The following is a 26,360-nucleotide window of genomic DNA, read 5'->3' as shown; positions in this document are numbered from 1 at the left end:
CCGCCGCGATCGCGGCGGCGCTTCATCCGACCGTGAAACTCTCGCCGCAGCCGCATTCGCCGGTCATGTTCGGGTTTTCGAACACGAACGCGGCGTTGAGGCCCGATTTGACGAAATCGATCGCGGTGCCGTCGACGAGCGGCAGGCTCTTGGCGTCGATGACGATGCGCACGCCGTCCTGGTCGAACACCCGATCGTCGCCGTCGATCGACTCGGCGAGGTCGACGGTATAGCTGTAGCCCGAACAGCCGGTGCGCTTGACGCCGAAACGCACGGCGACGGCCGCGGCGTCGCGTGCGAGGAAGTCCTGCATGCGCTGACGGGCGGCGGGAGTCAGTGAAATGGTCATGGCGGGAGTCTAGCAAGCAACGACGATGCGTCCCAAATGGCGGCGCTGCGGCCCCGCGACAAGGGGTCGAGCGCGTCGTCCGGTCGCTTCCGTTATCATCGCCGGCTTGATCGGGCGCTCGCGCCCAACGAACAACGGAGCCAGGTTCATGTCGTCGATCAGTATCAAATCGGCCCTCGCCGGGGCCGCGGGCGAAGGCGCGCAAGTCACCGTCAAAGGCTGGGTGCGCACCCGCCGCGACTCCAAGGCCGGCCTTTCGTTCGTCAACCTGAGCGACGGCTCGTGCTTCGATGCGATCCAGATCGTCGCGCCCGACACGCTCGCGAACTACGCGACCGACGTGCTGCGCCTGACCGCCGGCGCCGGCGTCATCGCGACCGGCACGCTCGTGCGCTCGCAGGGCAAGGGCCAGAGCTACGAGATCCAGGCGAGCGCGATCGAAGTGACCGGCTTCGTCGACGATCCGGAAACCTACCCGATCCAGCCGAAGCCGCATTCGATGGAGTTCCTGCGCGAAGTGGCGCATCTGCGTCCGCGCACGAACATCTTCGGCGCGATCACGCGCGTGCGCCACACGCTCGCCCAGGCGATCCACCGCTTCTTCCACGAAAACGGCTTCTACTGGGTCAACACGCCGATCATCACGACGAGCGACGCCGAAGGCGCCGGCCAGATGTTCCGCGTTTCGACGCTCGATCTGGCGAACCTGCCGCGCACCGACAAGGGCGCCATCGACTTCTCAAAGGATTTCTTCGGCAAGGACGCGTTCCTGACCGTGTCGGGCCAGCTCAACGTCGAGGCGTACTGCCTCGCGCTGTCGAAGGTGTACACGTTCGGACCGACGTTCCGCGCCGAGAACTCGAACACGTCGCGCCACCTCGCCGAGTTCTGGATGATCGAACCGGAGATCGCGTTCGCCGACCTCGCCGCCGACGCCGACCTCGCCGAGGCGTTGTTGAAATATGTATTCCGCGCGGTTCTGAACGAGCGCGCCGACGACATGGCGTTCTTCGCCGAACGCGTGGAAAAGACCGCCGTCACGCGCCTGGAGAGCTTCATCGACGCGCCGTTCGAGCGCATCGACTACACCGAGGCCGTGAAGATCCTGAAGAACTCCGGCAAGAAATTCGACTTCCCGGTCGAATGGGGCATCGACCTGCAGACCGAGCACGAGCGCTTCCTCGTCGAGGAACACGTGGGCCGCCCGTCGGTCGTCATGAACTATCCCGAAGCGATCAAGGCGTTCTACATGCGCCTGAACGACGACGGCAAGACGGTCGCGGCGATGGACATCCTCGCGCCCGGCATCGGCGAAATCGTCGGCGGTTCGCAGCGCGAGGAGCGCCTGGACCTCCTCGACGCGCGCATGACGAAGATGGGCCTCGATCCCGCGCACTACCAGTGGTACCGCGACCTGCGCCGCTACGGCAGCGTGCCGCACGCGGGCTTCGGCCTCGGTTTCGAGCGCCTCGTCGTCTACACCTGCGGCCTGGCCAACATCCGCGACGCAATTCCGTATCCGCGTGTGCCGGGTCACGCGGAGTTCTAAAGGTCACCGACACCATGCTGTTCATCCTGCTCGTTGCACTCGGCGTCGCGATCGCCGGCCTCACGGCCTACGTCATGACGTGGCCGCTCGTTTCGGCGCAGCTGCGCGACCGTCATCCGCAGCGGCGGCCGGAACTCGGTCCGCATCTGTTCGCGCCGAGCGGTTTCGTGTGGTTCCTGCGCGCGAGCTGGCGCGGATTCGGCGATGCCGACCTGAACTTCCTGAGCTTTCCCGGCACCGTCGCGGCATGGGCGATCGCGCTCGGCGGCGCGGCGTCGGCGCTCTTGTTCGCCTTGCGCGTCACTGGAGTTGCGATATGAGCGACATCCCGGAAACCGAGCCGGCCCGCGTCCAATCCTATTGGTGGTGCGCCGGTTTCGGCGACACGCTGATCTGGTCGCGGCTGGACGTCTACGACACCGGCGTCGCCGACGTGTTCGGCGCGACCGGCGACTATCTGCGCTACGACGACGAGACCGCCGCCCGCATGGCGCTGCTCGACGCCGACTTCCGCGAATTCGACGGACTCGACGAGGAAGACGCCGCGATCATGGGCTTCGACCTCGACACGATGGAACCGCCGCGCGCCGAAAGCGACGAGGAACTGCTGCCGCTGATGGTGCACAAGATCGCGCGCGGGTTGGGCTGACAGCTCCCTCTCCCCCAACGCATCGCGTTGGGGGAGAGGGTTGGGGTGAGGGGGCGGCGCATCGCGCTTCGTCGAGATCGAGGAAGAACTCGGCGTCGCCCCCTTGACGTACAGGGATGTACTAATGCCGCGGGTGCAGGATGCACAGGAGCGGCCACCCTGCCCTCTCCCCCAAAGCGAGCTTGGGGGAGAGGGTTCAAGCGCCTCGTTGAATTTTTTCCGCTCCATCCAAGGATCGCCATGAACCTCGACCTCACCGGCAAACACGCGCTCGTCTGCGGCGCCTCGCAGGGCATCGGTCGCGCAGCCGCGCACGAACTGGCGCTGCTCGGCGCCGACGTGACCGTGCTGGCCAGAAGCGCCGACGCGCTCGAACGCACGGTCGCCGAACTGCCGCGCCGCGACGGACAGAGCCACGCGTGGATCGAGGTCGACGTCGCCGACGCCAGGGCGCTGCGCGCGAAAGTCGCCGCGACGACGTCGGCCGCGCCGGTGCAGATTCTCGTCAACAACACCGGCGGCCCGCCGGGCGGTCCCGCCCATCTCGCCGACGCCGCCGCGTATCTCGATGCGTTCCAGCGCCACCTGATCGCGAACCAGACGCTCGTGCAGTGCGTGCTGCCGGGCATGCGCGACGCCGGCTACGGCCGCGTGATCAACGTCATTTCGACGTCGGTCAAGGAGCCGATCAGAAACCTCGGCGTATCGAACACGATCCGCGGCGCGGTGGCGAGCTGGGCCAAGACGCTCGCGACCGAACTCGCACCGTACGGCGTGACGGTCAACAACGTGCTGCCGGGCTATACGCGCACGCAGCGGCTCGAACAGATCGTCGCCGACCGCGTCGCCGCGACGGGCAAAAGCGCCGACGACATCGAAAAGACGATGCTCGCGAGCGTGCCCGCCGGCCGCTTCGCCGACGCGTCGGAAATCGCCGCCGCGATCGCGTTTCTCGCCTCGCCGGCCGCCGCGTACATCAACGGCATCAACGTACCGGTCGACGGCGGGCGCATGCAGTCGCTGTAGGTCGCGAAACGCAGCGTGCCTACCGGCCTTTGGCCGCGCCGCGTCAATAGGGCTAAGCTTCCGCGCATGACCGACCTCGTTCTTGCCAACCTGATCGGCGGCGAACTCGTCGCGCCGATCCAGTCGCGCTACCTCGACGTGTACGAACCGGCCGCCGGCCGCGTCTACGCGCGCTGCCCCGATTCCGATGCGGCCGACGTCGCCGCCGCGGTTTCCGCCGCGCAGGCCGCCGCCGCCGCATGGGCCGCGACGCCCGCCGCCGAACGTGCGCGTCTGATGAATCGTCTCGCCGATCGCATCGAGGCGCGGCTCGACGACTACGTGCACGCCGAATCGCGCGACAGCGGCAAGCCCGCGGCGCTCGCGCGCGCGGTCGACATTCCGCGCGCCGTCGCCAACCTGCGCTTCTTCGCCGCGGCGATCACGCAATGGTCGAGCGAGGCGCACGCGATGGAAGACCGCGCGATCAACTACACGCTGCGCCAGCCGCTCGGCGTCGTCGGCTGCATCAGTCCGTGGAACCTGCCGCTGTACCTGTTCACCTGGAAGATCGCGCCGGCGCTCGCGACCGGCAACGCGGTCGTGGCCAAGCCGAGCGAGGTCACGCCGGTCACCGCCTGGATGCTGGCCGAAGACAGCGTCGCCGCCGGCTTTCCGCCGGGCGTGCTGAACATCGTGCAGGGCGGCGCGGCGGCGGGCCAGGCGATCGTCGATGCGCCGGGCGTCAAGGCGATTTCGTTCACCGGCTCCACGCGCGTCGGCGCCGGCATCGCCGCGCGCGCCGCGGCCACGTTCAAGAAAACCTCGCTCGAACTCGGCGGCAAGAACGCGAGCGTCGTCTTCGCCGACTTCGACGCGAGCGACGACAACCTCGACACGCTCGTGCGCTCGGCGTTTTCGAACCAGGGCCAGATCTGCCTGTGCGGTTCGCGCATCCTCGTCGAGCGCGCGATCTACGATGAATTTCGCGATCGCTTCGTCGCGCGGGCCAACGCGCTCGTCGTCGGCGATCCGCTCGACGAGAAGACGAACCTCGGCGCCGTCGTGTCGAAGGCGCATCACGACAAGATCATGGGCTGCATTGCGCTCGCGCGCGAGGAAGGCGGCAACGTACTCGCGGGCGGCGACGCCGTCGCCGTGCCGGGCCGCTGCGCCGACGGCTGGTTCGTCGCGCCTACCGTCATCGACGGTCTCGGCCCCGCCTGCCGCACGAACCAGGAAGAAATCTTCGGGCCGGTCGTCACGCTGCAGCCGTTCGACGGCGACGACGAGGCGATCGCGCTGGCCAACGCCACCGGCTACGGGCTCGCGGCGTCGGTATGGACGCGCGACCTGATCCGCGCGCACACGGTCGCGGCCCGGCTGGAGGCCGGCATCGTCTGGGTCAACTGCTGGATGCTGCGCGACCTGCGCACGCCGTTCGGCGGCGTGAAGAATTCCGGCGTCGGCCGCGAAGGCGGCGTCGAGGCGCTGCGCTTCTTCACCGACGCCAAAAACGTCTGCGTCCAGCTTTAGAGAGTTACAAGTCCAGCTTTAGAGAGCTATAAAATGAACGATTTGAAGGATTTGCTGGAACGCAACCGCCTCTGGGCCGAGAGCGTGCGCGCGCAAGACCCGCTGTTCTTCAAGCGCCTGTCCCAGCAGCAGGCGCCGAAATACCTGTGGATCGGCTGCTCCGACAGCCGCGTGCCGGCGAACCAGATCACCGACATGCAGCCCGGCGAAGTGTTCGTGCACCGCAACGTCGCGAACGTGGTCGTGCATACCGATCTCAACTGCCTGTCGACCATCCAGTTCGCCGTCGACCTTCTCAAGGTCGAGCACATCATGGTTGTCGGCCACTACGGCTGCAGCGGCGTCAACGCGAGCCTGTCGGGCCTGCGCGTGGGCCTCGCCGACAACTGGCTGCGGCACGTCGTCGACGTCGCGCAAAAGCACGCCGGCATCCTCGAGGCGATCGATCTGCACTCGATGAAGCACGCGCGCCTGTGCGAACTCAACGTGCTCGAACAGGTGCTCAACGTGTGCCAGACGACGATCGTCGAGGACGCCTGGATGCGCGGCCAGAACCTGACCGTGCACGGCTGGATCTACAGCCTGCTCGACGGGCGCATCACCGATCTGCGCATGTCTGTTGCGTCGCGTGACGATTTGATCGAAACGTACCAGTCGGCGCTGGCGCGACTGTCCGCCGTTCGATGACCATAGGCGCACGCCAGCTGCGGGATCTCGCCATGCGCTCGTTCTTCGTCGCTCTTGCCGCCGTCGCGCTCGCCGCGCCCGCCTCGGGCGCGAGTTCCGCCGCCTGGCGAGCGCAGCAGCAGGCCGCCGCGGAGAAATCCGAGCGCATCCTGCGCCAGGCCGAGAAGGCTCGCGGCCTGCTCGCGCAGTACGTGCTGATGCGCGCGGCCTGGGCCGCCGACGAAGGCAAGGCGTTCCGCCTGATCTTCGGACAGTACCTCTCCTGGCACGAAAGCTATCTGGGCCTGCACGACGAGGCGGTGCAGTCGTTCTCGATCCAGCAGCTGCCGGACCAGGCCGACGCGCCCTCGCCGCTCGACGACGCGCACGCCGCACAGCCGGCGCTCGAGGCGATACCGAAGCTCGCGCAGGGCCGCCAGGCGGTATTTTTCAACGAAGCGCACAATGCGGCGATCACGCGCACGCTGACGGTCGCGCTGCTCGAACGGCTGCGCAAGGACGGCTTTACGCATTTCGCGGCCGAAACGCTGTACGAAACGGACACGGAACTCGCCAAGCGCGGCTACCCGACCGAGGCGAGCGGTTTCTACACCCAGGAGCCGGTCTACGCCGAAATGGTGCGCACGGCGCTCAAGCTCGGCTACGTCGTCGTGCCGTACGAGGCGATGTCCGACGCCAGCGGCGACGCGCGCGAACGCGAGCAGGCGAAAAACCTCGTCGAGCGCGTGTTCAAGCGCGATCCCAAGGCGCGCCTCGTGGTCAACGCCGGTTACGCGCACATCGTGGAAACCGGAAAATATCTCGGCGGCGCGAGCATGGCGCAGCATTTTCGCAAGATCACCGGCATCGATCCGCTGACGATCGAGCAGACGATGCTGATTCCGCATCCGATGGTCGAGCAGGATCACCCGTACTATCGAACGGCGCTCGCGAAGCTCGATCCGAAGACGCCGCAGGTGTTCGTCGACAAGGCCGGCGCGCCGTGGTCGCTGCGCGCCGGCGCGTACGACGTCAGCGTGCTGTTGCCGCCGTATACCCGCGACGACGGCCGGCAAAGCTGGCTCGACATCGACGGACTGCGCGTTCCCTACGCGGTCGACGGCGAAATCTGCCGCGGCACGATTCCGTGCCTGCTCGAGGCGCGCTACATCGGCGAGGGCGACGACGCGATCCCGGCCGACCGCATCGTCATCGGCATGCGCGACGCGCGCCTCGGCAACACCGAGCAGAAATTCCGCACGATGCAGGGCGTGCGCACGACGCTGTACCTGCGCCCCGGCCGCTACCGCCTGCGCGCGAGCGGCGCCGACAACCAGGTCGTCACGACGCAGAACATCAACGTTGCGGCCGGCGACAAGAGCGTGCCCGACAGGAAGGAAAAGGAAACCCGATGAGCGACACGATCAGCACGTCAGCCGCACCCAAGCCGGTCGGCGCGTATCCGCACGCGCGCCGCGTCGGCAATCTCCTGTTCCTCTCGGGCGTCGGACCGCGCACGCCCGGCACGAACGAGATTCCCGGCAACGTCTACGACGAGGGCCGGCTCGTCAGCTACGACATCGCCGCGCAGACGCGCCAGGTGTTCGCGAACGTGCGCGCGGTGCTCGAAGCGGCCGGCGCGCGCTGGGAAGATCTCGTCGACGTCACCGTGTTCCTGACCGACATGGCGCGCGATTTTCCGACCTACAACCGCCTCTACGCCGAATATTTCACGCAGGCGCAGCCGTGCCGCACGACGCTCGGCATCAGCGCGCTGCCGACGCCGATCGCGATCGAGCTCAAGTGCGTCGCGGCGATCGGCGACTGACGCGAGCGCGGGCGCCGGCCTGCTAAACTTGCGTATCGCCTCGCCCGGAACGCCCGCCATGCCGTTGCCCGCACCGCTCGACTTCCAGCGCTGGATCGACGAGCACCGACACCTGCTCAAGCCGCCGGTCGGCAACAAGTGCATCTACGACGGCGACTTCATCGTGATGATCGTCGGCGGTCCCAACGTGCGCAGCGACTACCACTACGACGAAGGCCCGGAGTTCTTCTACCAGCTCGAAGGCGACATGGTGCTGCGCATCCAGGAAGACGGCCGGCCGCGCGACATCCCGATCCGCGCCGGCGAAATCTTCTACCTGCCGCCGCGCGTGCCGCATTCGCCGCAGCGCACGGCGAACTCGGTCGGCCTCGTGATCGAACGCAAGCGCCTTGCGGGCGAACTCGACGGCCTGTCGTGGTACTGCGACGCGTGCAACCACAAGCTGTACGAAGAATTCTTCGCGCTCGCCAACGTCGAAACCGATTTCCCGCCGGTGTTCGAGCGCTACTACCGCTCGCTCGCCGCGCGCACCTGCGCCGCCTGCGGCCACGTCAATCCCGCGCCGGCGAAGTACGCCGCCGCCGAACCGCAGCCGTAACCGCCATGCTCAAGATCGACACGCACGCCCACATCCTGCCGCGCGACTGGCCGAATCTCGCCGAGAAATACGGCGACGACCGCTTTCCGGTCATCGTCCACACCGACGGGCGCCATCGCATCTACAAGGACGGCCATTTCTTCCGCGAAATCTGGCCGAACACCTGGGATCCGCAGCTGCGCATCGACGACTACGCGAAGTTCGGCGTGCAGGTGCAGGTGATCTCGACCGTGCCCGTGCTGTTTTCGTACTGGGCCAAGGCGAACCAGGCGCTCGAGCTGCACCGCCACCTCAACAACCACACGGCGCAGCTGTGCCGCGACCATCCGCGCCACTACGCCGGCATCGGCACGGTGCCGCTGCAGTCGCCGACGCTCGCGATCGCCGAAATGCAGCGCTGCGTCGAGGAGCTCGGCCTCGCCGGCGTGCAGATCGGCTCCCACGTGGAAAACTGGAATCTCGACGCGCCGGAACTTTTCCCGTTTTTCGAAGCGGCCGCCGATCTCGACGCCGCGATCCTCGTGCACCCGTGGGACATGATGGGCCGCGAGACGATGCCGAAATACTGGCTGCCGTGGCTCGTCGGGATGCCCGCCGAGCAGTCGCGCGCGGCCTGCAGCCTGATCCTCGGCGGCGTGCTCGAACGCCTGCCGGCCCTCAAGGTGTGCCTCGCGCACGGCGGCGGTTCGTTCCCGTACACGATCGGGCGCATCGAACACGGTTTTCGCATGCGGCCGGACCTCGTCGCGACCGACAACGCGAAGAGTCCGCGTTCGTACTTCAATCGCCTGTACTTCGACTCGTGCGTGCACGATCCGCAGGCGCTGCGCTATCTCATCGACGTCGTCGGCCACGAGCGCGTGATGCTCGGCACCGACTACCCGTTTCCGCTCGGCGAGCAGGAGCCGGGCAGTGGCATCGCCTCGCTCGCGCTCGACGACACGCGCGCGGCACGTATCTACCACGGCACCGCGCTCGACTGGCTCGGCCTGTCGCCGCAGCGCTTTTCCTGACCGACGCCCCTTCGGAGGTTGCATGCTCGCTCGCATCACGCTCGCCCTGTTCTGCACCGCGGCCGGCGCCGCGCACGCCGCCGACTTCAAGCTCAACGACGGCGTCATCGGCTTCAGCGCGCCGTCCGACTGGCCCGTCATCATGCAGATGACCGAGGGCAATCCGCAGGTCGTCGCGTTCCAGGTGAAGGATCCCGCCGACACCGGCACCGGCGAGGCGTCGCGCGTGAGCGTCACCACGCGCAAGCTCGACGACGCGCAGGCGTTCCAGGATTTCGTCAATTCGTCGATCGAAAAGGCGAAGCAGACGCCGGGCTACGAGCACGACTCGGGCAGCGACGGCAGCAGCCTGCGCTACTCGGGCCTCAACGTGAAGACGCGGTACCAGTATCGCGAGAGCTATTTCTACCGCAACGGCGTCGGCGTGCAGCTGCGCTGCATGCATCCCGTGCTCAAGGGCACGACGTCGACGTGGCTGTCGTCGTTCGACAAAGGCTGCGACGAAATCGCCGCGTCGCTCGGCAAATAAGCAAGCACACCGATGACCTATCCGCACGATTTTCGCGCCGACCGCGCGTGGGCGCTCGCCGCCGATGCGGCCGATCCGCTGGCCGGCCTGCGCGTCGAATTCCTCATACCGCCGCACGGCGACGCCGAGCAGGTGTACCTGTGCGGCAACTCGCTCGGCCTGCAGCCGCGCGCGACGCGCCAGGCGCTGATCGACGAACTCGACGACTGGGGCAACCTCGCGGTCGAGGCGCATTTCCGCGGACGCCACCCGTGGATGCCGTACCACGGCTTCGTGCGCGACGACCTCGCCGGCCTCGTCGGCGCGCTGCCGTCCGAAGTCGTCGCGATGAATTCGCTGTCGGCGAACCTGCACCTGATGATGGTCAGCTTCTACCGGCCGACGCGCGAGCGCCACGCGATCCTGATCGAGCGGCGCGCGTTTCCGTCCGACCATTACGCGGTCGAATCGCAGATCCGCTTCCACGGCTACGATCCGGCCACGTCGCTGATCGCGCTCGATCCGGACGAGCCGAACGGCACGATCTCGGACGCCGCGATCGAACGCGCGCTCGCCAAGCACGGCGATCGCATCGCGCTCGTGCTGCTGCCGGGCGTGCAATACCTCACCGGCCAGGTGCTCGACCTGAAATCGATCACGCGCGCCGCGCACGCGCGCGGCTGCGTCGTCGGCTTCGATCTCGCGCACGCCGTCGGCAACGTGCCGGTCGACCTCCACGACACCGGCTGCGACTTCGCTGTGTGGTGCCACTACAAGTACGGCAACTCCGGCCCGGGCGCCGTCGCCGGCTGCTTCGTGCACGAGCGGCACGCGCGCTCGGACCGCCCGCGCTTCGCCGGCTGGTGGGGACACGACCAGTCGACGCGCTTCCAGATGGGCTCGCAGTTCGTGCCGACGCCCGGTGCCGACGGCTGGCAATTGTCCAATCCTCCCATTCTTGCCTTGGCGCCTCTGCGCGTGTCGCTGGAAATCTTCAAGCGCGCGGGCATCGACCGCCTGCGCGAGAAATCGCTCGCGCTGACCGCGTACCTGGCATGGCTGATCGAGACGCAGACCGGCGGCGCGCTGTCGATCGCGACGCCGAGGGAACCCGCGCGGCGCGGCTGCCAGCTGAGCCTGCGCGTGAACGGGCCGCGCGACGCCGGCCGTTCGCTGTTCGAGCATCTGAACGCGCGCGGCATCGTCGGCGACTGGCGCGAACCCGACACGATCCGCATCGCGCCGACGCCGCTGTACAACCGGTTCGCCGACTGCCACGCGTTCGTCGAGGCGGTCAAGGAATGGGCGGCACCGCGTTGATCGCGCGCATCGCCCTGCTCGCACTCGTCGTCGCGCCGCTCGCCGGCGCGGCCGAGCGCGCGGCGCCGTGGTGGGAAACGTTCCGGCTCGATCCGACCGGCGGCGACGTCTTCGGCGTCCCGGTCGCGGCGATCGACGGCGACTGGCGATCGGCGCGGGCGCTCGGCACCGCGGACTTCGACGCCGCGCAACGCGCCGAACTCGACAAGCGCGGCCTGACGTTCCAGCTGCAGGGCGACTTCAACGACGACGGACACCCCGACCGCGCCGTCGTCGGCACCTACGCCGATCGTCGCGGCAAGACCGGCCGGTTCGTCGCGATCTTCACGCAGTACACATCGACGTGGACGCGCGCGTACCGCGAAACCGTCGAAGGCGAGCCCGGCTTCGGCGCGCTGTCGCGCGACACGGCCGGCACGCTCGACGTCGGCCGCATCCGCTGGACGCGATGCGTCGGCTGCACGCCCGACGAGATCGCGTGGAACGGGACCGGCTATTTCCTGATGCCGGGCGAATCGGTGCCGCGGCGATAGCCCTTCGCGCGCCGTCGCCGCGCCGCGCCCATTGAACTGCCCGCCCCGCGCATGGAAACTCCGGCGGATTCCTCCTTGAGTCCGCCCGGTCCATGTCGAAGTCTTCCCGCATCACCCTCGTCGGCGCCGGCCTCGTCGGCTCGCTGCTCGCGACCCTGCTCGCGCAGCGCGGCTACGCCGTCGACGTTTTCGAACGCCGCCCCGATCCGCGCAAGGCCGGTTTTATCGGCGGCCGTTCGATCAATCTCGCGCTCGCCGAGCGCGGCTGGCACGGTCTGCGGCTTGCCGGCCTTTCCGACGCGATGCGCCCGCTCGCCGTAATGATGCGCGGTCGCATGGTGCACGACACCGACGGCCGCACGAACCTGCAGCGCTACGGGCGCGACGACAGCGAAGTGATCTGGTCGGTCAACCGCGGACGCCTGAACATGACGCTGCTCGACGCGGCGCAAGCCGCCGGCGCTCGCGTGCACTTCGACGCGCGCCTCGAATCGGTCGACTGGAAAGATTCCACGTTGTCGTTTCGTAGCGATGTGGACGGCAGCCTGCGCACGCATGCGGCCGGCGTGCTGATCGGCGCCGACGGCGCGGGCTCCGCGCTGCGCCAGGCGATGACGCAGGCGACCGACCTCGGCGAGCGCTTCGAACCGCTCGGGCACGGCTACAAGGAGCTGGAAATTCCGCCGCTGACGGCGTTCGACGCCGACCGCCTGCCGGCCGATCTGCGCGAAGCGCGCGCGAACGGCGGCACCTTCGCGATGGAGCCGAACGCGCTGCACATCTGGCCGCGCGGCGGGTATATGTGCATCGCGCTGCCGAACGCCGAAGGCAGCTTCACCGTGACGCTGTTCCTGCCGAACGAAGGCGATCCGTCGCTCGCACGGCTCGATTCGCGCGACGCCGTGCGCGCGTTCTTCGAACGCGACTTCGCCGACGCCGTGCCGCTGATGCCCGAATATCTCGACGACTACGAGCGCAATCCGACCGGCGTGCTCGGCACGCTGTATCTCGACCGCTGGCACTGGAACGATCGCGCGCTGCTGCTGGGCGACGCCGCGCACGCGATCGTGCCGTTTCACGGTCAGGGCATGAACTGCGGCTTCGAAGACGCCGTCGAACTCGCCGAGCTTATGGAGGGCGGCATCGCCGATCCGGCCGCCGTGTTCGCCGAATTCGAACGACGGCGCAAGCCGAACGCCGACGCGATCGCGGCGATGGCGCTCGACAACTACGTCGAGATGCGCGACCGCGTCGACGACGCCGATTTCCTGCTGCGCCGCGCGCTCGAACGCACGCTCGCCGCGCGCCATCCGGGCCGCTTCGTGCCGCGCTACTGGATGGTGACGTTCTCGCGCCTGCCGTACGCCGTCGCGTACGCGCGCGGCGACATCCAGCTCGACCTGCTGCGCCGCCTGACCGCCGGCAAGCGCAACATCGACGAGATCGACCTCGATGCCGCCGACGCGCTCGTCGTCGACACGCTGGACCCGTTGCCGGCGACATGACCGGCCCCGGCGCGGACCTCGTCGCGCTGTACCGGGCGACGCGCTACGACGCGCGTCTGCCGGGCGGCCGTCGCGCGACGCTGCGCGTCGACGCGCCGCCGCCGTTCGAGTTTCGACAGTGGCTGGCCGGGGCGGCATTCGCGCTGATCACCGCGTACAACCCGCGCTCGACCGCCCAGCCGGCCCACGCGAACCGCGCCGCGCAGCACCGCCTGCTGGCCGATCTGGCAGCGCTCGGCGCGCGCGTGCTGCCGGCGGTCGGCCGCGGCCATGGCTGGCGCGAAGCGTCGCTCGTCGCGGCGGGACTCGACCTGACGTCGATCGACGCTCTGGCCGCGCGCTACGCGCAGCATGCCGTGCTCGCGGGCCGCGGCGATGCACCGGTGGAACTGCGCTGCTACGAGCGAGCGTCGTGACGCCATGATCGGCATGACCGCCCGCGCCCGGCTGATCACGACGCTCGTCGCGCTCGTGCTCGTCGCGCCGGTCGCCGGCATCCGCCTGCAGGATACGGAACGGCTCGAACGCTTCCACACACGCAGGCTCGCCGCGTGGCCCGAACCGGCGGCGTTCGTCGATCCGCCCGCGGCGTTCCGCGCCGCACGCGCGTGGCTGACCGATCGCGCGTGGCCGACGATCGCCGCAACGAACGCGTACAAGCGATTCCTGTACTTCGTGCTCGGCTCGCCGCCGGCGCACAAGCTGACGATCGGCCTCGACGGCCAGGTGTTTCTCAACAGCTGGAACGAGACCGAACCCGACGTGCTGCTGGAAAGCCTGTGCGTGCGCGCGCACGGCGCCGATGCCGGCCGCGGCCTTTCGCGTTCGCTCGGCGAGCTGGCGACGTTTTCGCGCGAAATCGCGACGCCGGTCGACGTGATCGTCGTTCCGACGACCGCGACGCTGTATGCCGAACGCCTGCCGCCGTCGGTGTCGCGCCGGCTGCGCGAGGGCTGCGCGGCGGTCGCCGCGGGCCGCTCGGCGCTGCGCGACGTGCAGGTCCCGGCCGGCGTGCGCTACCTGTATCTCTACGACGCGCTGCGTCCGTTCCTCGCCGATCCCGCGTTCTATCCGCGCAACAACTGGCACGCGTCGGGCAAGAGCCTTGCGGTGCTGCGCGATACGTGGCTCGCGGCGGCCGGACTGCCCGCCGTCGTCGACGAGCGCATCGAAGCGGTCGACCAGCCGGCGGAAATGCTGCTGATGAGCGGCGTCGCCGATCCGCAGCCGGCTTACGCGGTGCGCAACGCCCACGTGCGTTTCGACGCGGCGCGCGATGCGGCGTTCCGCGCGGCCGTCGGCGACCTGTTCACGAACCCCGCATTCCCCTCGCACGTCTACCTCAACGACCGGCCGCCGGTCGACGCGTCGCTGCTGATCGTTTCCGATTCGTTCGGCCAGCTCGCGGCCGAAGTGTTCGCCGGCGCGTTCGCCGAGGTCACGCAGGTCAATACGAACGATCTGCCGCTCGGCAACGCGGCCGAACTCGTCGCGCGCGCACGGGCGCTGCACCGCGTCGACCGCATCGTGCTGCTGTTTCAGGAAGGCGGCGTCGACCGCGCGATCAATTACGGCCGGGTGCTGCGCAGGGCGCAGTGACGCCATACGGGTCGCCCCGGCGTCAACCGCGGCGGCTCGCGACTATACTCTGCGTCCGCTTCGGCCCCGGGCCGGCCGCGGGCATGCCGGGCGGCGCTCCGCCCCTCAAGCAAAACGGATCGAACGGACTGCCAGACGACATGGTTTTTTCGAGCATCGACTTCCTGTTTCTGTTCCTGCCGTTGTTCCTGCTCAGCCAGGCTTTCATTCCGAACAGAAACCTGACCTTCGTCCTGTTCAGCCTCTTTTTCTACTTCGTCGGCGAGGGCTGGTATACCGCCGTCGTCGCGTTCTCGGTCGCCGCCAACTACGCGTTCGGCATCCTGATCGGCGACGCCCGCGACGCGGCGACGAGAAAGCGCGTGCTCGCGGCGAGCGTCGCGGTGAACCTGTCGCTGCTCGTCTTCTTCAAATACGCCGGATTCCTCGCGCACAGCCTGTTCGGCGCCGCGCCCGATTCGTGGATCATGCAGATCCACCTGCCGCTCGGCATTTCGTTCTTCACGTTCCACGCGATCTCGTATCTCGTCGACATCTACCGCCGCGACGCGCGCGCGGAACGCTCGTTCGTGAACCTGTCGCTGTACATGCTGATGTTCCCGCAGCTGATCGCAGGTCCGATCCTGCGTTTCCACACGGTCGCGGGTCATCTCAAGCGACGCGTGGTGACGGCGCGGCACGTGTACTACGGGCTGACGCTGTTCTGCTTCGGACTCGGGCAGAAGGTGCTCCTGGCCGACACGCTCGCCGGCGTCGCCGACCCGCTGTTCGCCCGCGCCGACACGTTGTCGCAGGCGACGGCGTGGCTCGCGGTGGTCTGCTACACGCTGCAGATCTTCTTCGACTTCGGCGGCTATTCGACGATGGCGATCGGCCTGGGCTGGGTCGCGGGCTTCCATTTTCCGCAGAACTTCAACTACCCGTACATCTCGCAGTCGATCACCGAGTTCTGGCGGCGCTGGCACATGAGCCTGTCGCGCTGGTTCCGCGACTATCTCTACATTCCGCTCGGCGGCAATCGCAACGGTCCGCTTGCGACGTACCGCAACCTCATGATCGTGTTCCTGCTGTGCGGCCTGTGGCACGGCGCGGCGTGGACGTTCGTGCTGTGGGGCGCGTACCACGGCCTGCTGCTCGTCGTCGAACGGCTCGGCATGGAACGGCTGCTCGAACGGTCGCCGCGCGTGCTGCGGCACGCGTATACGCTGCTCGCCGTCATGATCGGCTGGGTGTTCTTCCGCGCCGCCGACATCGGGCAGGCCGGCAGCCTGCTCGCCAAGATGTTCTTCCTGGACGGCACCGTCGACGCCGACGTCGCCACGGTCATGACCGGCGAGGAAACCGCGGCCCTGGTCGCCGGCGTGCTGTTCAGCATGCCGCTCGCCCGCTTCGTGACACGGCGCCTCATGGCCGTTCCCGCGCCGCGGCCGTGGCCGCGCGGCGTCGCCGGATGGCGCTACGCGGCCGGCACGGTCGTCGCGGCCGTCGTGCTCGTCGCGGCGTCGCTCAAGATCTTTTCGGGCGCGTACAGCCCGTTCATCTACTTCCGGTTCTGACCGGCCATGCTGATCCTTTCCCTTCGCGCCCGCATCCTGACGTCGCTGATCGCGCTCCTGCTGCTGATCCCGGTGGCGGGCATCCGCCTGCAGAACACGGCCCTGCTCGAATTCTTCCACAGCCGGACGCTGGCGCCGTGGCCGAAAAGCGCCGAATTCGCTCCGGACCCGGTGCAGTATTTCCGCAAAGCCAAGGCGTGGCTCGCCGATCGGGCGTATCCGATCATGCAGGCTTCGATGCTGCAAAAGAAATTCCTGTACTTCGTGCTCGCGACGCCGCCGCAGCGGCGCGTGACGATCGCGCAGGACGGCTACGTCTTCCTCAACGGCGACAGCGACGCCGACGTCTACGGCATCTTCGAGAACAGCTGCGTGCGCTCGCACAGCGAAGCGTCCGTCGCGCGCCTGCGCGACGCGCTGCCGACGCTCGCGCGGTTCGCGCACGAACGCGGGATAGCGCTCGACGTCGTCATCGTTCCGACGGCGCTGACGCTGTATGCGCAGAAACTGCCGTACTCGGTGCCCGACCGGTACCGCAAGGCCTGCCTCGACATCGCGAACGGCCACTCGCCGCTGCTTGGCGTCGCCGCGCCGCAGGGCGTGACGTTCGTATACCCGTTCCAGCCGATGCGCGCGGCGAGCGGCGACGAGGCGTTTTTTCCGAAAGCGAACTGGCACGCCGTGGGCATGAGCCTCAAGGTCGTGCGCGACGCGTACCTGGCCGCGATCGGCGCGCCGACCGATGTCGGCGACCGGCTCGAGCGCGGCGTCGTGCCGTCGGAAATCATGATCACCTACGGCATCGTGCAGCAGACCCCGGCCTACTTCCTGCGCAATCCGCACGTGGTACCCGACGAGGCGAGAAAACAGGCGTTCAGCAATGCGATCGGACCGCTGTTTCCTGTACCTGTCGTCGAAGCGAAGTTTTACGCGAACGACAGGCCCGTCGTTCCCGAATCGGTCGTGATGGTGTCGGATTCGTACGGCGTCGAGACCTCCGCCGTCTTCGCCGGCGCGTTCCGCGACCTGTCGCAGGTGACGTCCAACCACCTGCCGGCGGACCGGCTGGCCGAGCTCGTCGATCGCGCGATGCGCACGCAGCGCGTCGACCGGCTCATCCTTCTGGTCCAGGAAGGCAATGTCGACCGCATCGCCGCGTACGCCAAGGGACTGCCGCCCGGCGGATCGCCGGCCGCGCCGGCGCCCGGCGCGCCGTAGGGCGTGTCGCGCGTGCCGCGTACCGGTGGCGCCGCACGCACCGCCCCGGTAGCATTGCGCGCCCCATGAATCCCGATCCCGACACCCCGCCGCTGCTCGAAGCCCGCGGCCTCGCCTTCGCGCGCAACGACGAGCCGATCTTCGGCCCGATCGATTTCGCGCTGCGTCACGGCGAGGTGGTGCTGATGGAGGGCGACAACGGCAGCGGCAAGACCACGCTGCTCAAGGTGCTGTCGGGCCTCGTCGAGCCGAGCGCGGGCGCGGTGCTGCTCAACGGCGAACCGCTGACGCTCGCGCGGCTGTCGCACCAGGTCGCGCTGCTCGGCCATCTGCTCGGGCTCAAAGGGGAATTGTCGCCTTTGCAAAATCTGCGGTTCGCGATCGGCCTGGGCGGCCTGCGCGCCGGCATCACGCCGAACCAGGCGCTGCTGAGCGTCGGGCTCGAAGGTTTCGAAGAGGTTCCGCTGCGTCAGCTGTCGGCCGGCCAGAAAAAGCGCGTCGCGCTCGCGCGCCTGCTGCTCGTGCCGGCCGCGCTGTGGCTGCTCGACGAGCCGTACGCGAACCTCGACCGCGAAGGCATCGCGCTCGTCAACCGCCTGCTCGAAGTGCACGCGCGGCGCGGCGGCGCGGCACTGATCACGTCGCACGGCGCGTACGCCTACACGTCGGGCACGCCGCGCCGCATTCCGCTGAAGGCCGTCGCATGAGCTACGGCACGCTGTGGGGCGCCTGCCGCGCGCTGCTCGCCCGCGATCTGGCCCTGCTCTGGCGCCGCCGCGGCGACGCGCTGAACCCGATGCTGTTCGCGCTGATGGTGGTCGCGCTGTTTCCGTTCGCGATCGGCCCGGAACCGCAGGTGCTGGGGCGAATTGCCGCAGGCACGGTACTCGTGGCCCTGTTGCTGGCAGGATTGCTGTCGCTGGACGCGCTGTTCCGCTCGGACCTCGAGGACGGTTCACTCGAACAGCTCGTGCTGTCGCCGCATCCGCTGGCGCTGCTGCTGGCCTGCAAGATCTTCGTGCACTGGCTGACGACGGCGCTGCCGCTCGTCGCGATCGCGCCGCTCGTCGGCGAGATGCTGTTCCTGCCGGGACCGGTGCAGCCGGTGCTGCTGGCCGTGCTTGCGCTGTCGACGCCGCTCCTGAGCCTGATCGGCGCGGTGTGCGTGGCGCTGACGGTCGGCATGCGCCGCTCTGGTATGCTGCTGGCCCTGCTGGTGCTGCCGCTGTACGTGCCGGTGTTGATCTTCGCGGCGGGCGCCTGCAACGCCGCGCAGAACGGCCTGCCGGTCGCCGCGCCGCTGCTCTGGCTCGGCGCGGGACTGGCGCTGTCGCTCGTGCTGGCACCGCTGGCGTGCGCGGCGGCGTTGAAGATTTCGATCAGCTAGCGCAACGGATATCGGTTCTTGCGACACTCACGTCGCAAGCCCGGAAACTCCCTCTCCCCCAGGCGCGCCTGGGGGAGAGGGCTGGGGTGAGGGGGCGACGCGACGCACTTCGTCGATCTCGGGGAAGAACGCGGCGCCCGCCCCCTCACCCAACCCTCTTCCCCAGGCGATCCCGGGGGAGAGGGCTGACCGCCCGCAGCCAGCATAGTGAGTTTTTCCACAAGCGTATGAATCCACTGGTATTGTGGTTCCATAAACTCGGCTCGCCCCCCTATTTTTACCGGTTCGCGGGCCGGCTCGTGCCGTGGTTCTGGGCGGCGGCGCTGATCCTCGGCGCGATCGGCCTGTACGGCGGTCTCGTGCTCGCGCCGAAGGACTATCAGCAGGGCGACGCCTACCGCATCATCTTCATCCACGTGCCGAGCGCCTGGATGAGCCTTTTCATCTACGCGTTCATGGCCGTCAACGGCTTCATCGCGCTGGTGTGGCGCATCAAGCTGTCCGAAACGCTCGCGATGGCCGCGGCGCCCGTCGGCGCGGCGTTCACGTTCGTCTGCCTCGCCACCGGCGCGATCTGGGGCAAGCCGATGTGGGGCACGTGGTGGACGTGGGACGCGCGCCTGACGTCCGAACTCGTGCTGCTGTTTCTCTATCTCGGCGTGATCGGCCTGTACCATGCGATCGAAGACCGTCGCCAGGCCGCGCGCGCCGCGGCGTTCCTGGCGCTCATCGGCATCGTCAACCTGCCGATCGTGCACTTCTCGGTGAAGTGGTGGAACACGCTGCACCAGGGCTCGACCGTCAAGCTGTTCGGCCCGTCGCTGATCGATTCGCGCATGCTCTGGCCGCTGCTCGTCATGGCGATCGCGACGAAGTTCGTGTTCGCCGCGAGCCTGCTGTCGCGCGCGCGCGTCGACCTGCTCGAGCTCGAATCGGGCAAGGAGTGGGCGCGCGCCGAAGCCGACGCCGCGGAGGGCCGCGCATGAACGAATTCTTCTCGATGGGCGGCTACGGCGGCTTCGTCTGGAGCGCGTACGCGATCTTCTTCGTCGCGCTCGCGATCGACGCGTTCGCGCCGCTCGTGCGCAAGAAGCGCGTGCTGCGAGAGCTGCGCGGACGCAGCCGCCGCGAACGCGCGAAAACCGGAGACATGCCATGAATCCCACCCGCAAGCGCCGCATGACGGTCATCGGCCTGATCCTCGCCGCCGTCGGCATCGCCACCGCGCTCGGCGTCGTCGCGCTGACGCAGAACGTCACGTACCTGTACACGCCGGTCGAAGTGCTGCAGGGCAAGGTGCCGGCCGACGCGCGGTTCCGGCTCGGCGGCATGGTCAAGGCCGACTCGATCAAGCGCGCGACCGATTCGCTGAAAGTGGAATTCGTCACCACCGACGGCGACGCCGACATGACCGTGGAGTACCACGGCATCCTGCCGGACCTCTTCCGCGAAAAGCAGTCGGTCATCGCCACCGGCAAGATGGACAACGGCCGCTTCGTCGCGACCGAAGTGCTCGCCAAGCACGACGAAACCTACGTGCCGCGCGACGTCGCCGATGCGATGGCGAAGGCGCACGCCAAGCACGAAGTCAAAGACGCGCCCGCGCCGCAAAAGCAGTAGCACCCGGCCGAACGACGGCCGCCACGAGATACCGCCATGCTCCCCGAACTCGGCCAATTCGCCCTGATCCTCGCGCTGCTGCTCGCAGCGGTGCAGACCGTGCTGCCGATATACGGCGCGTGGCGCAACAACGCGGCGCTGATCGCCGTCGCGAAACCCGCGAGCGCGGGCCAGGCCGTGTTCGTCGCGGTGTCGTTCGCGATCCTCACCTACGCGTTCGTCGCGCAGGATTTCTCGGTCGCCTACGTCGCGCAGAATTCCAATTCGCAGCTGCCGTGGTACTACCGCTTCTCGGCGGTGTGGGGCGCGCACGAAGGTTCGCTGCTGCTGTGGATACTGATCCTCAACGTCTGGACCGTCGCGGTCGCCGCGTTCTCGCGCCGCCTGCCCGACGCGTTCGTCGCGCGCGTGCTCGGCGTGCTCGGCTTCGTCAGCGTCGGGTTCCTCCTGTTCACGCTGCTCACGTCGAACCCGTTCCTGCGCCACGTGCCGGCGCTCGCCGACGGCAACGATCTCAATCCGCTGCTGCAGGACTTCGGCCTGATCGTGCATCCGCCGATGCTCTACACCGGCTACGTCGGGTTCTCCGTCGCGTTCGCGTTCGCGATCGCGGCGCTGCTCGGCGGCAATCTCGACGTCGCCTGGGTGCGCTGGGCGCGGCCGTGGACGAACGTCGCGTGGGCGTTCCTCACGCTCGGCATCGCGCTCGGCTCGTGGTGGGCGTACTACGAACTCGGCTGGGGCGGCTGGTGGTTCTGGGATCCGGTCGAAAACGCCTCGTTCATGCCGTGGCTCGTCGGCACCGCGCTGATCCATTCGCAGGCCGTCACCGAAAAACGCGGCTCGTTCCGCGCGTGGACGCTGTGCCTCGCGATCTTCGCGTTTTCGCTGTCGCTGCTCGGCACGTTCCTCGTGCGCTCGGGCGTGCTCACGTCGGTGCACGCGTTCGCGAGCGATCCCGAGCGCGGCATGTTCATTCTCGCGTTCCTGGTCATCGTGATCGGCGGATCGCTGACGCTGTTCGCCGTGCGCGCGCCGAAGGTCGCCGGCGGCGAGCCGTTCGCCGGCACGAGCCGCGAGACGCTGCTGCTGATCAACAACCTCATGTTTTCCGTGGCCGCGGCCATGGTGCTGATCGGCACGCTCGCGCCGCTGATGTTCGAGGCGTTCAACGCCGGCAAGCTGTCGGTCGGCCCGCCGTTCTTCGGCTGGATGTTCACGATCCTCATGATTCCCGTCGTGCTGCTCGTGCCGTTCGGCCCGTTCATCCGCTGGCGCCAGGGCGATGTCGCGGCCTCGTTGCGCGCGCTCGCGCCGGCCGCGCTGCTCGCCGCGCTGTCGGTGCCCGCCGCGTGGCTCGTCGCGGGGCCGCTGCCGCTCAAGGCGTTCATCGGCGTCGCCGCGGCGCTGTGGGTCGGCGCCGGCATCGGCGCGTACGCGCTCTCGCGCTGGCGCAACGCGCCGGCCGGGCGCCGCTACACGCCGGAAATGCTCGGCATGATCCTCGCGCACTTCGGCGTCGCCGTGTTCGTGGCCGGCGTGTTCGTGACCGAAGCCACCGGCGTCGAAAAAGACCTGCGCTTCGAACCGGGTAAAAGTACCACTGTCGGCAATCTGGATTTTCGCTTCGAAGGCGTCAAGCGCGCGCAGGGACCGAACTGGATCGCCGATTCCGGCACGCTCGTCGTCAGCCGCGGCGATACCGTCGTCGCCACGCTGCACCCGCAGAAGCGCCAGTATCCGCGCGGCCAAGTGCAGACCGAATCGTCGATCGATCCGGGCCTGACGCGCGACGTCTACGTCGCGCTCGGCGAACCGCTCGGCGACGGCGGCGCGTGGTCGGTGCGCATCTACGTCAAGCCGTTCGTGCGCTGGATCTGGCTCGGCGCGCTCCTGATGATGCTCGGCGGTTTCGTCGCCGCGTGCGACCGCCGCTTCCGGTTCGCGCCGAATCCCGCGAAAGAGCCGGCGCTCGCGCAGGCCGCGCCCAAGCCGCTGGAGGCTGCCGCATGATGGGACGTTTTCTGCCGCTGATCGGCTTTGCGCTGATCGCCGGCCTGCTCGGTTTCGGCATCTACTGGAACAAGTCGCACGACCAGCGCGAAGTGCCGTCGCCGCTGATCGGCAAGAGCGCGCCGACGTTCGCGCTGCCGCTGTTCGACGATCCGGGCAAGACGTTCGGCAGCGCCGATCTCAAGGGCGAGCCGTATCTGTTGAACGTCTTCGGCAGCTGGTGCCCGAGCTGCGTCGAGGAACATCCGGTGATCGTGCGCTACGCGAAGGAACTCGGCGTCAAAGTCGTCGGCTACAACTGGAAGGACGACCCGACCGACGCGCGCGCGTGGCTCGCGCGGTTCGGCAATCCGTACGACGTGATCGTCGTCGACGCCGAAAGCCGCGTCGCGATCGATTTCGGCGTGTACGGCGCGCCGGAAACGTTCCTCGTCGACGGCAACGGCGTGATTCGCTTGAAGCGCATCGGCGTGCTGACGCCCGACTACATCGAGAAGACGCTCAAGCCGGCGATCGTCGCGCTGCGCGGAGGTGCCCGGTGATGATCGCTCGTGTGTTCGCCGCGCTGATCGGCCTCGCGGCAGCCTTCGTCGCGCATGCGGTCGAGCCGCTGCCGTTCAAGGACGCCGCCGAAGAGCAGCGCTTCCAGCACCTGGCGCGCGAACTGCGCTGCCTCGTCTGCCAGAACCAGAACCTCGCCGACTCCGACGCGGGCCTCGCCAAGGATCTGCGCAACGAAGTGTTCGAGCAGCTGCGCGCGGGCAAGAGCGACGATGAAATCAAGTCGTATCTCGTCGCGCGCTATTCCGAATTCGTGCTGTACGACCCGCCGCTGAAAGCCTCGACGCTCGTGCTGTGGTTCGGTCCGTTCGTACTGCTCGCCGTCGGCGGCATCGCCGTGTGGCTGACGGTACGCCGGCGCGCCGCGCAGAACCCCGCCCCCACCCGCGCCGCCGGCGAGGAGGAAGACTGGTGAGTCCGTTGTTCGTACTGCTCGCGGGCGCGATGCTGCTCGCGGCGCTCGCTTTCGTCGTACTGCCGCTGATGCGGCGCGGCCGCGCCCCGGACGTCACGAAACGTCGCGCGCTCGACGACGCGCTCGCCGCCGGCGTCATCAGCGCCGAAGAACACGCCGCGAAACTCGCCGCGCTCGCGCCTTCCGCGAACGACGCGCCCGCGCCGCGTTCGCGCACGGCGTTCGCCTCGCTCCTGACCGTCGTGCTCGTGCTGCCCGCGGCCGCGATCGGCCTGTACGCGAAGCTCGGCAATCCCGCTGCGATGGACCCTGCCGCCGCCGTGCCGGCCGCGTCGAACGAACACGGCCCGAACATGGACGCCGCCGTCGCCAACCTCGCGGCGAAGCTCAAGCAGAATCCCGACGATGCCGAGGGCTGGCTGCTGCTCGGCCGCGCATACAAGTCGATGCAGCGCTTCGACGAGGCGCGCGACGCGGTCAAGCAGGCGTACGACCGGCTGCCGGACAATCCCGACGTGCAGGTGGACTACGCCGAAGCGCTGGCGCTCGCGAGCGCCGATCGCAAGCTCGACGGACAATCGCGCGAACTTCTGGAAAAAGCGGTGAAATCCAATCCGCAGCACCAGCGCGGCCTGTGGCTGCTCGGCGTCAGCGACCGCCAGGCCGAGCGCCACGCCGACGCGATCGCGCGCTGGGAAACGCTGCTGGCGCAAATGGAACCGGGCTCGGAAGCGGCCAAGTCGGTGCAGGCGCAGATCGACGAGGCGCGCAGCGCGGGCCACCTCCCGGCGACGGCCGCAGCGACGCCGGCAGCCGCCGGGCCCGAAGCGAAGCCGGAAAGCGCGGCGAGCGACATCCGCCTGACGGTAACGGTGTCGCTCGACGCGAAGCTGCGCGCCCAGGCGCCGGCCGACGCGACGGTATTCGTGTTCGCGCGTGCGGCGAGCGGCCCGCCGATGCCGCTCGCGGTGCAGCGCGTGAAGGTTTCCGACCTGCCGACGACGGTGACGCTGACCGAAGGCATGGGCATGCTGCCGAACCTGAAGCTGTCGCAGTTTCCGCAAGTGGTCATCGGCGCGCGCGTCTCGCAGAGCGGCAACGCGATGGCGCAGCCGGGCGATCTGCAGACGCTGTCGAAGCCGGTCGACGTGAAGCGCACGGAGCCGGTCGAGGTGACGATCGACAAGGTCGTCCAGTAAAGCAGGCTCGACGCGATCGTCCGCCGCGCCTCCTCACCCTATCCCTCTCCCCCAACGCCGTTGGAGGAGAGGGAACGGAGAATTCAATCGTTACCGCGCTATAGCCCTCTCCTCCAAGCTTGCTTGGGGGAGAGGGTTGGGAGAGGGGGCGACGCAAGAATCCTCGTTGCTGCCACAGCAAGCGCCAGTCGCGTATTCCCGAACGTAATCGCAGAATCAACCTAGATCACCGCCCCCAACCGCTTCACCCCCTCCCGAATCTCCGCCTCCCGCATCCGCGAATACCCCAGCAACAAACCCGCCGGCGACGGCCGCCGCAAGTAATACCCGCCGATACCGTACACGCCGACCCCACGATCGAGCGCGGCGGCGACGATCGCGTCTTCCGCCATGTCGCCGCGCGGCCACAGCACGATGTGCGCACCGGCGCCCTCGCCGGTCACTTCGACGCGATCGCCCAGGTGCTTCTTCACCGCGCCGAGCAGCACGTCGCGCGCGGCCTCGTTGCGCCGCCTTACGCGGCGCAGGTGCCGCTCGTACATGCCCGACGCGATGAATTCGGCGAGCGTTTCCTGTTCCAGCGTCGCCGTATGCCGGTCGCACAGCCATTTCGCCGCCGTGAACGCGGCGAGCAGCGACGCCGGCACGACGAGATAGCCGATGCGCAGCGACGAAAACACCGTGCGCGAAAACGTGCCGACGTAGACGACGCGCCCTTCCGTATCGAGCCCCTGCAGCGATTCGAGCGGCTTGCCTTGATAGCGGAACTCGCCGTCATAGTCGTCCTCGACGATCACCGCGTTGCGCCGCCGCGCCCATTGCAGCAGCGCCTGCCGACGCGCGAGCGGCAGGATCGCGCCGGTCGGAAACTGATGCGACGGCGTCACGAACGCCATGCGCGCGTCGTCCGACAGACGCGCGGGATCGAGCCCGTCGCGATCGACCGCGACCGGCTGCAATCGCGCGCCGGCCGCGCGCAGCACTTCCTTCGCGCCCTGGTAGCTCGGATCTTCGATCGCGATGGCGTCGCCCGGCTCGATCAGCACGCGCGCGACGAGGTCGAGCGCCTGCTGCGAACCGTTCACCACGATCACCTGCGACGGATCGCAGGCGACGGCGCGCGAACGCTTCAGGTGCTCGCAAATCGCCGCGCGCAGCGCCTCGCTGCCGGTCGCAGGGCCGTAGTCGAGTTCGCGGATCGGCGTGCGGCGCGCGCGGCGCTGCAGAATGCGGCGCCATTGTTCAAACGGAAAACAATCCACATCGCTGCGTCCGTAGGCGAAATCGAAACGCGGCGGCGACGCCGGCCGCTGCGGAAACGCGGCCGACGAGCCGGTCTGCGCGGCGTAAGCGCCGAAGCGCGACAGGCGGATGTCGGCCGGCGGATCGTTGCCGGCGGGCCGCGCGGCGGCGAGGCCTTCCGGCACGTACGTGCCCGAGCCGCCGCGGCCGACGACGTAGCCTTCGGCGAGCAGCTGCTCGTACGCGAGCACGACGACGGTGCGCGAAATGCGCAGCTGTTCGGCGAGATCGCGCGTGGACGGCAGGCGCGCGCCGGCGCCGAACGTGCCGTCGAGAATCGCCTGGCGCAGACCGGCGTAGACCTGTCGGTTCAGCGGACCGCCTTGCGGCGAAAGTGGTATCAGAAGCTGCACGGGAGGTGGTCGTTTGAGAGGCCGGTTGGTGCGCGCATCCTCGCTCATGACGACATGCCACCTCAATCCCCGGAGATC

Annotated in this window: 29 protein-coding genes; 27 read left to right on the top strand and 2 right to left on the bottom strand. The window is 68.4% G+C overall.

Going from position 1 to position 26,360, the window contains the following annotated elements; all coding sequences use genetic code 11:
* Nucleotides 1–22 precede the first annotated feature (22 nt).
* Complete coding sequence (locus tag OD750_RS04125; protein ID WP_263542939.1) at nucleotides 23–349, bottom strand: HesB/IscA family protein; 327 nt, start codon at nucleotides 347–349, stop codon at nucleotides 23–25.
* Nucleotides 350–497: 148 nt separating this feature from the next.
* On the opposite strand from OD750_RS04125, the gene asnS reads away from it, so the two are divergent.
* The 27 genes from asnS to ccmI all read left to right on the top strand — a co-directional run bounded on the left by asnS (nucleotide 498) and on the right by ccmI (nucleotide 24,627).
* Nucleotides 498–1,898, top strand: a complete 1,401-nt coding sequence (asnS, locus tag OD750_RS04120; RefSeq protein WP_263542938.1) for an asparagine--tRNA ligase — start codon at nucleotides 498–500, stop codon at nucleotides 1,896–1,898.
* 14 nt (nucleotides 1,899–1,912) lie between these two features.
* On the top strand, nucleotides 1,913–2,218 hold the full coding sequence (locus OD750_RS04115; protein WP_263542937.1) for a hypothetical protein: 306 nt from the start codon (nucleotides 1,913–1,915) through the stop codon (nucleotides 2,216–2,218).
* Complete coding sequence (locus tag OD750_RS04110) at nucleotides 2,215–2,547, top strand: hypothetical protein (RefSeq protein ID WP_263542936.1); 333 nt, start codon at nucleotides 2,215–2,217, stop codon at nucleotides 2,545–2,547. The genes OD750_RS04115 and OD750_RS04110 overlap by 4 nt, the downstream gene beginning before the upstream one ends.
* 240 nt (nucleotides 2,548–2,787) lie before the next feature.
* A complete protein-coding gene (locus OD750_RS04105; protein WP_263542935.1) occupies nucleotides 2,788–3,573 on the top strand; it encodes an SDR family oxidoreductase in 786 nt (261 codons plus the stop codon).
* Between the two features lie 66 nt (nucleotides 3,574–3,639).
* Nucleotides 3,640–5,088, top strand: a complete 1,449-nt coding sequence (locus tag OD750_RS04100) for an aldehyde dehydrogenase (protein WP_263542934.1) — start codon at nucleotides 3,640–3,642, stop codon at nucleotides 5,086–5,088.
* Between the two features lie 33 nt (nucleotides 5,089–5,121).
* Nucleotides 5,122–5,775 carry a carbonate dehydratase gene (gene can / locus OD750_RS04095; protein ID WP_263542933.1) on the top strand — a complete coding sequence of 218 codons (654 nt, stop codon included), beginning with the start codon at nucleotides 5,122–5,124 and terminating at the stop codon, nucleotides 5,773–5,775.
* A gap of 32 nt (nucleotides 5,776–5,807) precedes the next feature.
* Nucleotides 5,808–7,169 carry a hypothetical protein gene (locus tag OD750_RS04090; protein ID WP_263542932.1) on the top strand — a complete coding sequence of 454 codons (1,362 nt, stop codon included), beginning with the start codon at nucleotides 5,808–5,810 and terminating at the stop codon, nucleotides 7,167–7,169.
* Nucleotides 7,166–7,582, top strand: a complete 417-nt coding sequence (locus tag OD750_RS04085; protein WP_263542931.1) for a RidA family protein — start codon at nucleotides 7,166–7,168, stop codon at nucleotides 7,580–7,582. The genes OD750_RS04090 and OD750_RS04085 overlap by 4 nt, the downstream gene beginning before the upstream one ends.
* 58 nt (nucleotides 7,583–7,640) lie before the next feature.
* Nucleotides 7,641–8,180 (top strand): 3-hydroxyanthranilate 3,4-dioxygenase, encoded by a 540-nt coding sequence (locus OD750_RS04080; RefSeq protein WP_263542930.1) that lies wholly within the window; start codon nucleotides 7,641–7,643, stop codon nucleotides 8,178–8,180.
* A gap of 5 nt (nucleotides 8,181–8,185) precedes the next feature.
* The gene (locus OD750_RS04075; RefSeq protein ID WP_263542929.1) at nucleotides 8,186–9,193 is read left to right on the top strand and encodes an amidohydrolase family protein; all 1,008 of its coding nucleotides are present in this window, start codon (nucleotides 8,186–8,188) and stop codon (nucleotides 9,191–9,193) included.
* Nucleotides 9,194–9,215: 22 nt separating this feature from the next.
* Complete coding sequence (locus OD750_RS04070) at nucleotides 9,216–9,722, top strand: hypothetical protein (RefSeq protein WP_263542928.1); 507 nt, start codon at nucleotides 9,216–9,218, stop codon at nucleotides 9,720–9,722.
* Between the two features lie 12 nt (nucleotides 9,723–9,734).
* Nucleotides 9,735–11,021 carry a kynureninase gene (gene kynU / locus OD750_RS04065; protein WP_263542927.1) on the top strand — a complete coding sequence of 429 codons (1,287 nt, stop codon included), beginning with the start codon at nucleotides 9,735–9,737 and terminating at the stop codon, nucleotides 11,019–11,021.
* Nucleotides 11,003–11,554 carry a hypothetical protein gene (locus OD750_RS04060; protein WP_263542926.1) on the top strand — a complete coding sequence of 184 codons (552 nt, stop codon included), beginning with the start codon at nucleotides 11,003–11,005 and terminating at the stop codon, nucleotides 11,552–11,554. Before kynU ends, OD750_RS04060 begins: the two co-directional genes overlap by 19 nt.
* Before the next feature lie 92 nt (nucleotides 11,555–11,646).
* Entirely contained in the window at nucleotides 11,647–13,059 is a 1,413-nt protein-coding gene (locus OD750_RS04055; RefSeq protein ID WP_263542925.1) for an FAD-dependent oxidoreductase, read from the top strand.
* A complete protein-coding gene (locus tag OD750_RS04050; protein WP_263542924.1) occupies nucleotides 13,056–13,475 on the top strand; it encodes a DUF3293 domain-containing protein in 420 nt (139 codons plus the stop codon). Before OD750_RS04055 ends, OD750_RS04050 begins: the two co-directional genes overlap by 4 nt.
* Before the next feature lie 13 nt (nucleotides 13,476–13,488).
* Nucleotides 13,489–14,658: a hypothetical protein gene (locus OD750_RS04045; RefSeq protein WP_263542923.1), complete on the top strand. Its 1,170-nt coding sequence runs from the start codon at nucleotides 13,489–13,491 to the stop codon at nucleotides 14,656–14,658.
* 140 nt (nucleotides 14,659–14,798) lie between these two features.
* Entirely contained in the window at nucleotides 14,799–16,214 is a 1,416-nt protein-coding gene (locus OD750_RS04040; protein ID WP_263542922.1) for an MBOAT family O-acyltransferase, read from the top strand.
* A 6-nt stretch (nucleotides 16,215–16,220) separates the two neighbouring features.
* Complete coding sequence (locus OD750_RS04035) at nucleotides 16,221–17,432, top strand: alginate O-acetyltransferase AlgX-related protein (RefSeq protein ID WP_263542921.1); 1,212 nt, start codon at nucleotides 16,221–16,223, stop codon at nucleotides 17,430–17,432.
* A gap of 65 nt (nucleotides 17,433–17,497) precedes the next feature.
* The gene (ccmA, locus tag OD750_RS04030; RefSeq protein WP_263542920.1) at nucleotides 17,498–18,139 is read left to right on the top strand and encodes a cytochrome c biogenesis heme-transporting ATPase CcmA; all 642 of its coding nucleotides are present in this window, start codon (nucleotides 17,498–17,500) and stop codon (nucleotides 18,137–18,139) included.
* Nucleotides 18,136–18,819, top strand: coding sequence for a heme exporter protein CcmB (gene ccmB / locus OD750_RS04025; RefSeq protein ID WP_263542919.1), 684 nt, complete (start codon nucleotides 18,136–18,138; stop codon nucleotides 18,817–18,819). Before ccmA ends, ccmB begins: the two co-directional genes overlap by 4 nt.
* A 227-nt stretch (nucleotides 18,820–19,046) precedes the next feature.
* Complete coding sequence (ccmC, locus tag OD750_RS04020; protein WP_263542918.1) at nucleotides 19,047–19,805, top strand: heme ABC transporter permease CcmC; 759 nt, start codon at nucleotides 19,047–19,049, stop codon at nucleotides 19,803–19,805.
* Nucleotides 19,802–19,978, top strand: coding sequence for a heme exporter protein CcmD (ccmD, locus tag OD750_RS04015; protein ID WP_263542917.1), 177 nt, complete (start codon nucleotides 19,802–19,804; stop codon nucleotides 19,976–19,978). Before ccmC ends, ccmD begins: the two co-directional genes overlap by 4 nt.
* Complete coding sequence (ccmE, locus tag OD750_RS04010; RefSeq protein WP_263542916.1) at nucleotides 19,975–20,439, top strand: cytochrome c maturation protein CcmE; 465 nt, start codon at nucleotides 19,975–19,977, stop codon at nucleotides 20,437–20,439. The genes ccmD and ccmE overlap by 4 nt, the downstream gene beginning before the upstream one ends.
* A 36-nt stretch (nucleotides 20,440–20,475) precedes the next feature.
* A complete protein-coding gene (locus OD750_RS04005) occupies nucleotides 20,476–22,452 on the top strand; it encodes a heme lyase CcmF/NrfE family subunit (protein ID WP_263542915.1) in 1,977 nt (658 codons plus the stop codon).
* A complete protein-coding gene (locus tag OD750_RS04000; RefSeq protein WP_263542989.1) occupies nucleotides 22,452–22,994 on the top strand; it encodes a DsbE family thiol:disulfide interchange protein in 543 nt (180 codons plus the stop codon). The genes OD750_RS04005 and OD750_RS04000 overlap by 1 nt, the downstream gene beginning before the upstream one ends.
* Nucleotides 22,994–23,428: a cytochrome c-type biogenesis protein gene (locus tag OD750_RS03995; protein ID WP_263542988.1), complete on the top strand. Its 435-nt coding sequence runs from the start codon at nucleotides 22,994–22,996 to the stop codon at nucleotides 23,426–23,428. The genes OD750_RS04000 and OD750_RS03995 overlap by 1 nt, the downstream gene beginning before the upstream one ends.
* Nucleotides 23,425–24,627 carry a c-type cytochrome biogenesis protein CcmI gene (gene ccmI, locus OD750_RS03990; RefSeq protein WP_263542914.1) on the top strand — a complete coding sequence of 401 codons (1,203 nt, stop codon included), beginning with the start codon at nucleotides 23,425–23,427 and terminating at the stop codon, nucleotides 24,625–24,627. Before OD750_RS03995 ends, ccmI begins: the two co-directional genes overlap by 4 nt.
* A 221-nt stretch (nucleotides 24,628–24,848) precedes the next feature.
* Here ccmI and pdxR read toward each other — a convergent pair whose 3' ends face one another.
* A complete protein-coding gene (gene pdxR, locus OD750_RS03985) occupies nucleotides 24,849–26,282 on the bottom strand; it encodes a MocR-like pyridoxine biosynthesis transcription factor PdxR (protein WP_263542913.1) in 1,434 nt (477 codons plus the stop codon).
* Nucleotides 26,283–26,360 lie beyond the last annotated feature (78 nt).

The organism is Tahibacter soli (genome assembly GCF_025717065.2).
Lineage (GTDB): Bacteria > Pseudomonadota > Gammaproteobacteria > Xanthomonadales > Rhodanobacteraceae > Tahibacter > Tahibacter soli.
This window is presented reverse-complemented; position numbering and strand designations above follow the sequence as displayed.

Bases quoted from the DNA above. Each gene is read 5' to 3' on its own strand.
- OD750_RS04125 (WP_263542939.1), bottom strand. From the start codon at position 349: ATGACCATTTCACTGACTCCCGCCGCCCGTCAGCGCATGCAGGACTTC.
- asnS (WP_263542938.1), top strand. From the start codon at position 498: ATGTCGTCGATCAGTATCAAATCGGCCCTCGCCGGGGCCGCGGGCGAA.
- OD750_RS04115 (WP_263542937.1), top strand. From the start codon at position 1,913: ATGCTGTTCATCCTGCTCGTTGCACTCGGCGTCGCGATCGCCGGCCTC.
- OD750_RS04110 (WP_263542936.1), top strand. From the start codon at position 2,215: ATGAGCGACATCCCGGAAACCGAGCCGGCCCGCGTCCAATCCTATTGG.
- OD750_RS04105 (WP_263542935.1), top strand. From the start codon at position 2,788: ATGAACCTCGACCTCACCGGCAAACACGCGCTCGTCTGCGGCGCCTCG.
- OD750_RS04100 (WP_263542934.1), top strand. From the start codon at position 3,640: ATGACCGACCTCGTTCTTGCCAACCTGATCGGCGGCGAACTCGTCGCG.
- can (WP_263542933.1), top strand. From the start codon at position 5,122: ATGAACGATTTGAAGGATTTGCTGGAACGCAACCGCCTCTGGGCCGAG.
- OD750_RS04090 (WP_263542932.1), top strand. From the start codon at position 5,808: ATGCGCTCGTTCTTCGTCGCTCTTGCCGCCGTCGCGCTCGCCGCGCCC.
- OD750_RS04085 (WP_263542931.1), top strand. From the start codon at position 7,166: ATGAGCGACACGATCAGCACGTCAGCCGCACCCAAGCCGGTCGGCGCG.
- OD750_RS04080 (WP_263542930.1), top strand. From the start codon at position 7,641: ATGCCGTTGCCCGCACCGCTCGACTTCCAGCGCTGGATCGACGAGCAC.
- OD750_RS04075 (WP_263542929.1), top strand. From the start codon at position 8,186: ATGCTCAAGATCGACACGCACGCCCACATCCTGCCGCGCGACTGGCCG.
- OD750_RS04070 (WP_263542928.1), top strand. From the start codon at position 9,216: ATGCTCGCTCGCATCACGCTCGCCCTGTTCTGCACCGCGGCCGGCGCC.
- kynU (WP_263542927.1), top strand. From the start codon at position 9,735: ATGACCTATCCGCACGATTTTCGCGCCGACCGCGCGTGGGCGCTCGCC.
- OD750_RS04060 (WP_263542926.1), top strand. From the start codon at position 11,003: ATGGGCGGCACCGCGTTGATCGCGCGCATCGCCCTGCTCGCACTCGTC.
- OD750_RS04055 (WP_263542925.1), top strand. From the start codon at position 11,647: ATGTCGAAGTCTTCCCGCATCACCCTCGTCGGCGCCGGCCTCGTCGGC.
- OD750_RS04050 (WP_263542924.1), top strand. From the start codon at position 13,056: ATGACCGGCCCCGGCGCGGACCTCGTCGCGCTGTACCGGGCGACGCGC.
- OD750_RS04045 (WP_263542923.1), top strand. From the start codon at position 13,489: ATGACCGCCCGCGCCCGGCTGATCACGACGCTCGTCGCGCTCGTGCTC.
- OD750_RS04040 (WP_263542922.1), top strand. From the start codon at position 14,799: ATGGTTTTTTCGAGCATCGACTTCCTGTTTCTGTTCCTGCCGTTGTTC.
- OD750_RS04035 (WP_263542921.1), top strand. From the start codon at position 16,221: ATGCTGATCCTTTCCCTTCGCGCCCGCATCCTGACGTCGCTGATCGCG.
- ccmA (WP_263542920.1), top strand. From the start codon at position 17,498: ATGAATCCCGATCCCGACACCCCGCCGCTGCTCGAAGCCCGCGGCCTC.
- ccmB (WP_263542919.1), top strand. From the start codon at position 18,136: ATGAGCTACGGCACGCTGTGGGGCGCCTGCCGCGCGCTGCTCGCCCGC.
- ccmC (WP_263542918.1), top strand. From the start codon at position 19,047: ATGAATCCACTGGTATTGTGGTTCCATAAACTCGGCTCGCCCCCCTAT.
- ccmD (WP_263542917.1), top strand. From the start codon at position 19,802: ATGAACGAATTCTTCTCGATGGGCGGCTACGGCGGCTTCGTCTGGAGC.
- ccmE (WP_263542916.1), top strand. From the start codon at position 19,975: ATGAATCCCACCCGCAAGCGCCGCATGACGGTCATCGGCCTGATCCTC.
- OD750_RS04005 (WP_263542915.1), top strand. From the start codon at position 20,476: ATGCTCCCCGAACTCGGCCAATTCGCCCTGATCCTCGCGCTGCTGCTC.
- OD750_RS04000 (WP_263542989.1), top strand. From the start codon at position 22,452: ATGGGACGTTTTCTGCCGCTGATCGGCTTTGCGCTGATCGCCGGCCTG.
- OD750_RS03995 (WP_263542988.1), top strand. From the start codon at position 22,994: ATGATCGCTCGTGTGTTCGCCGCGCTGATCGGCCTCGCGGCAGCCTTC.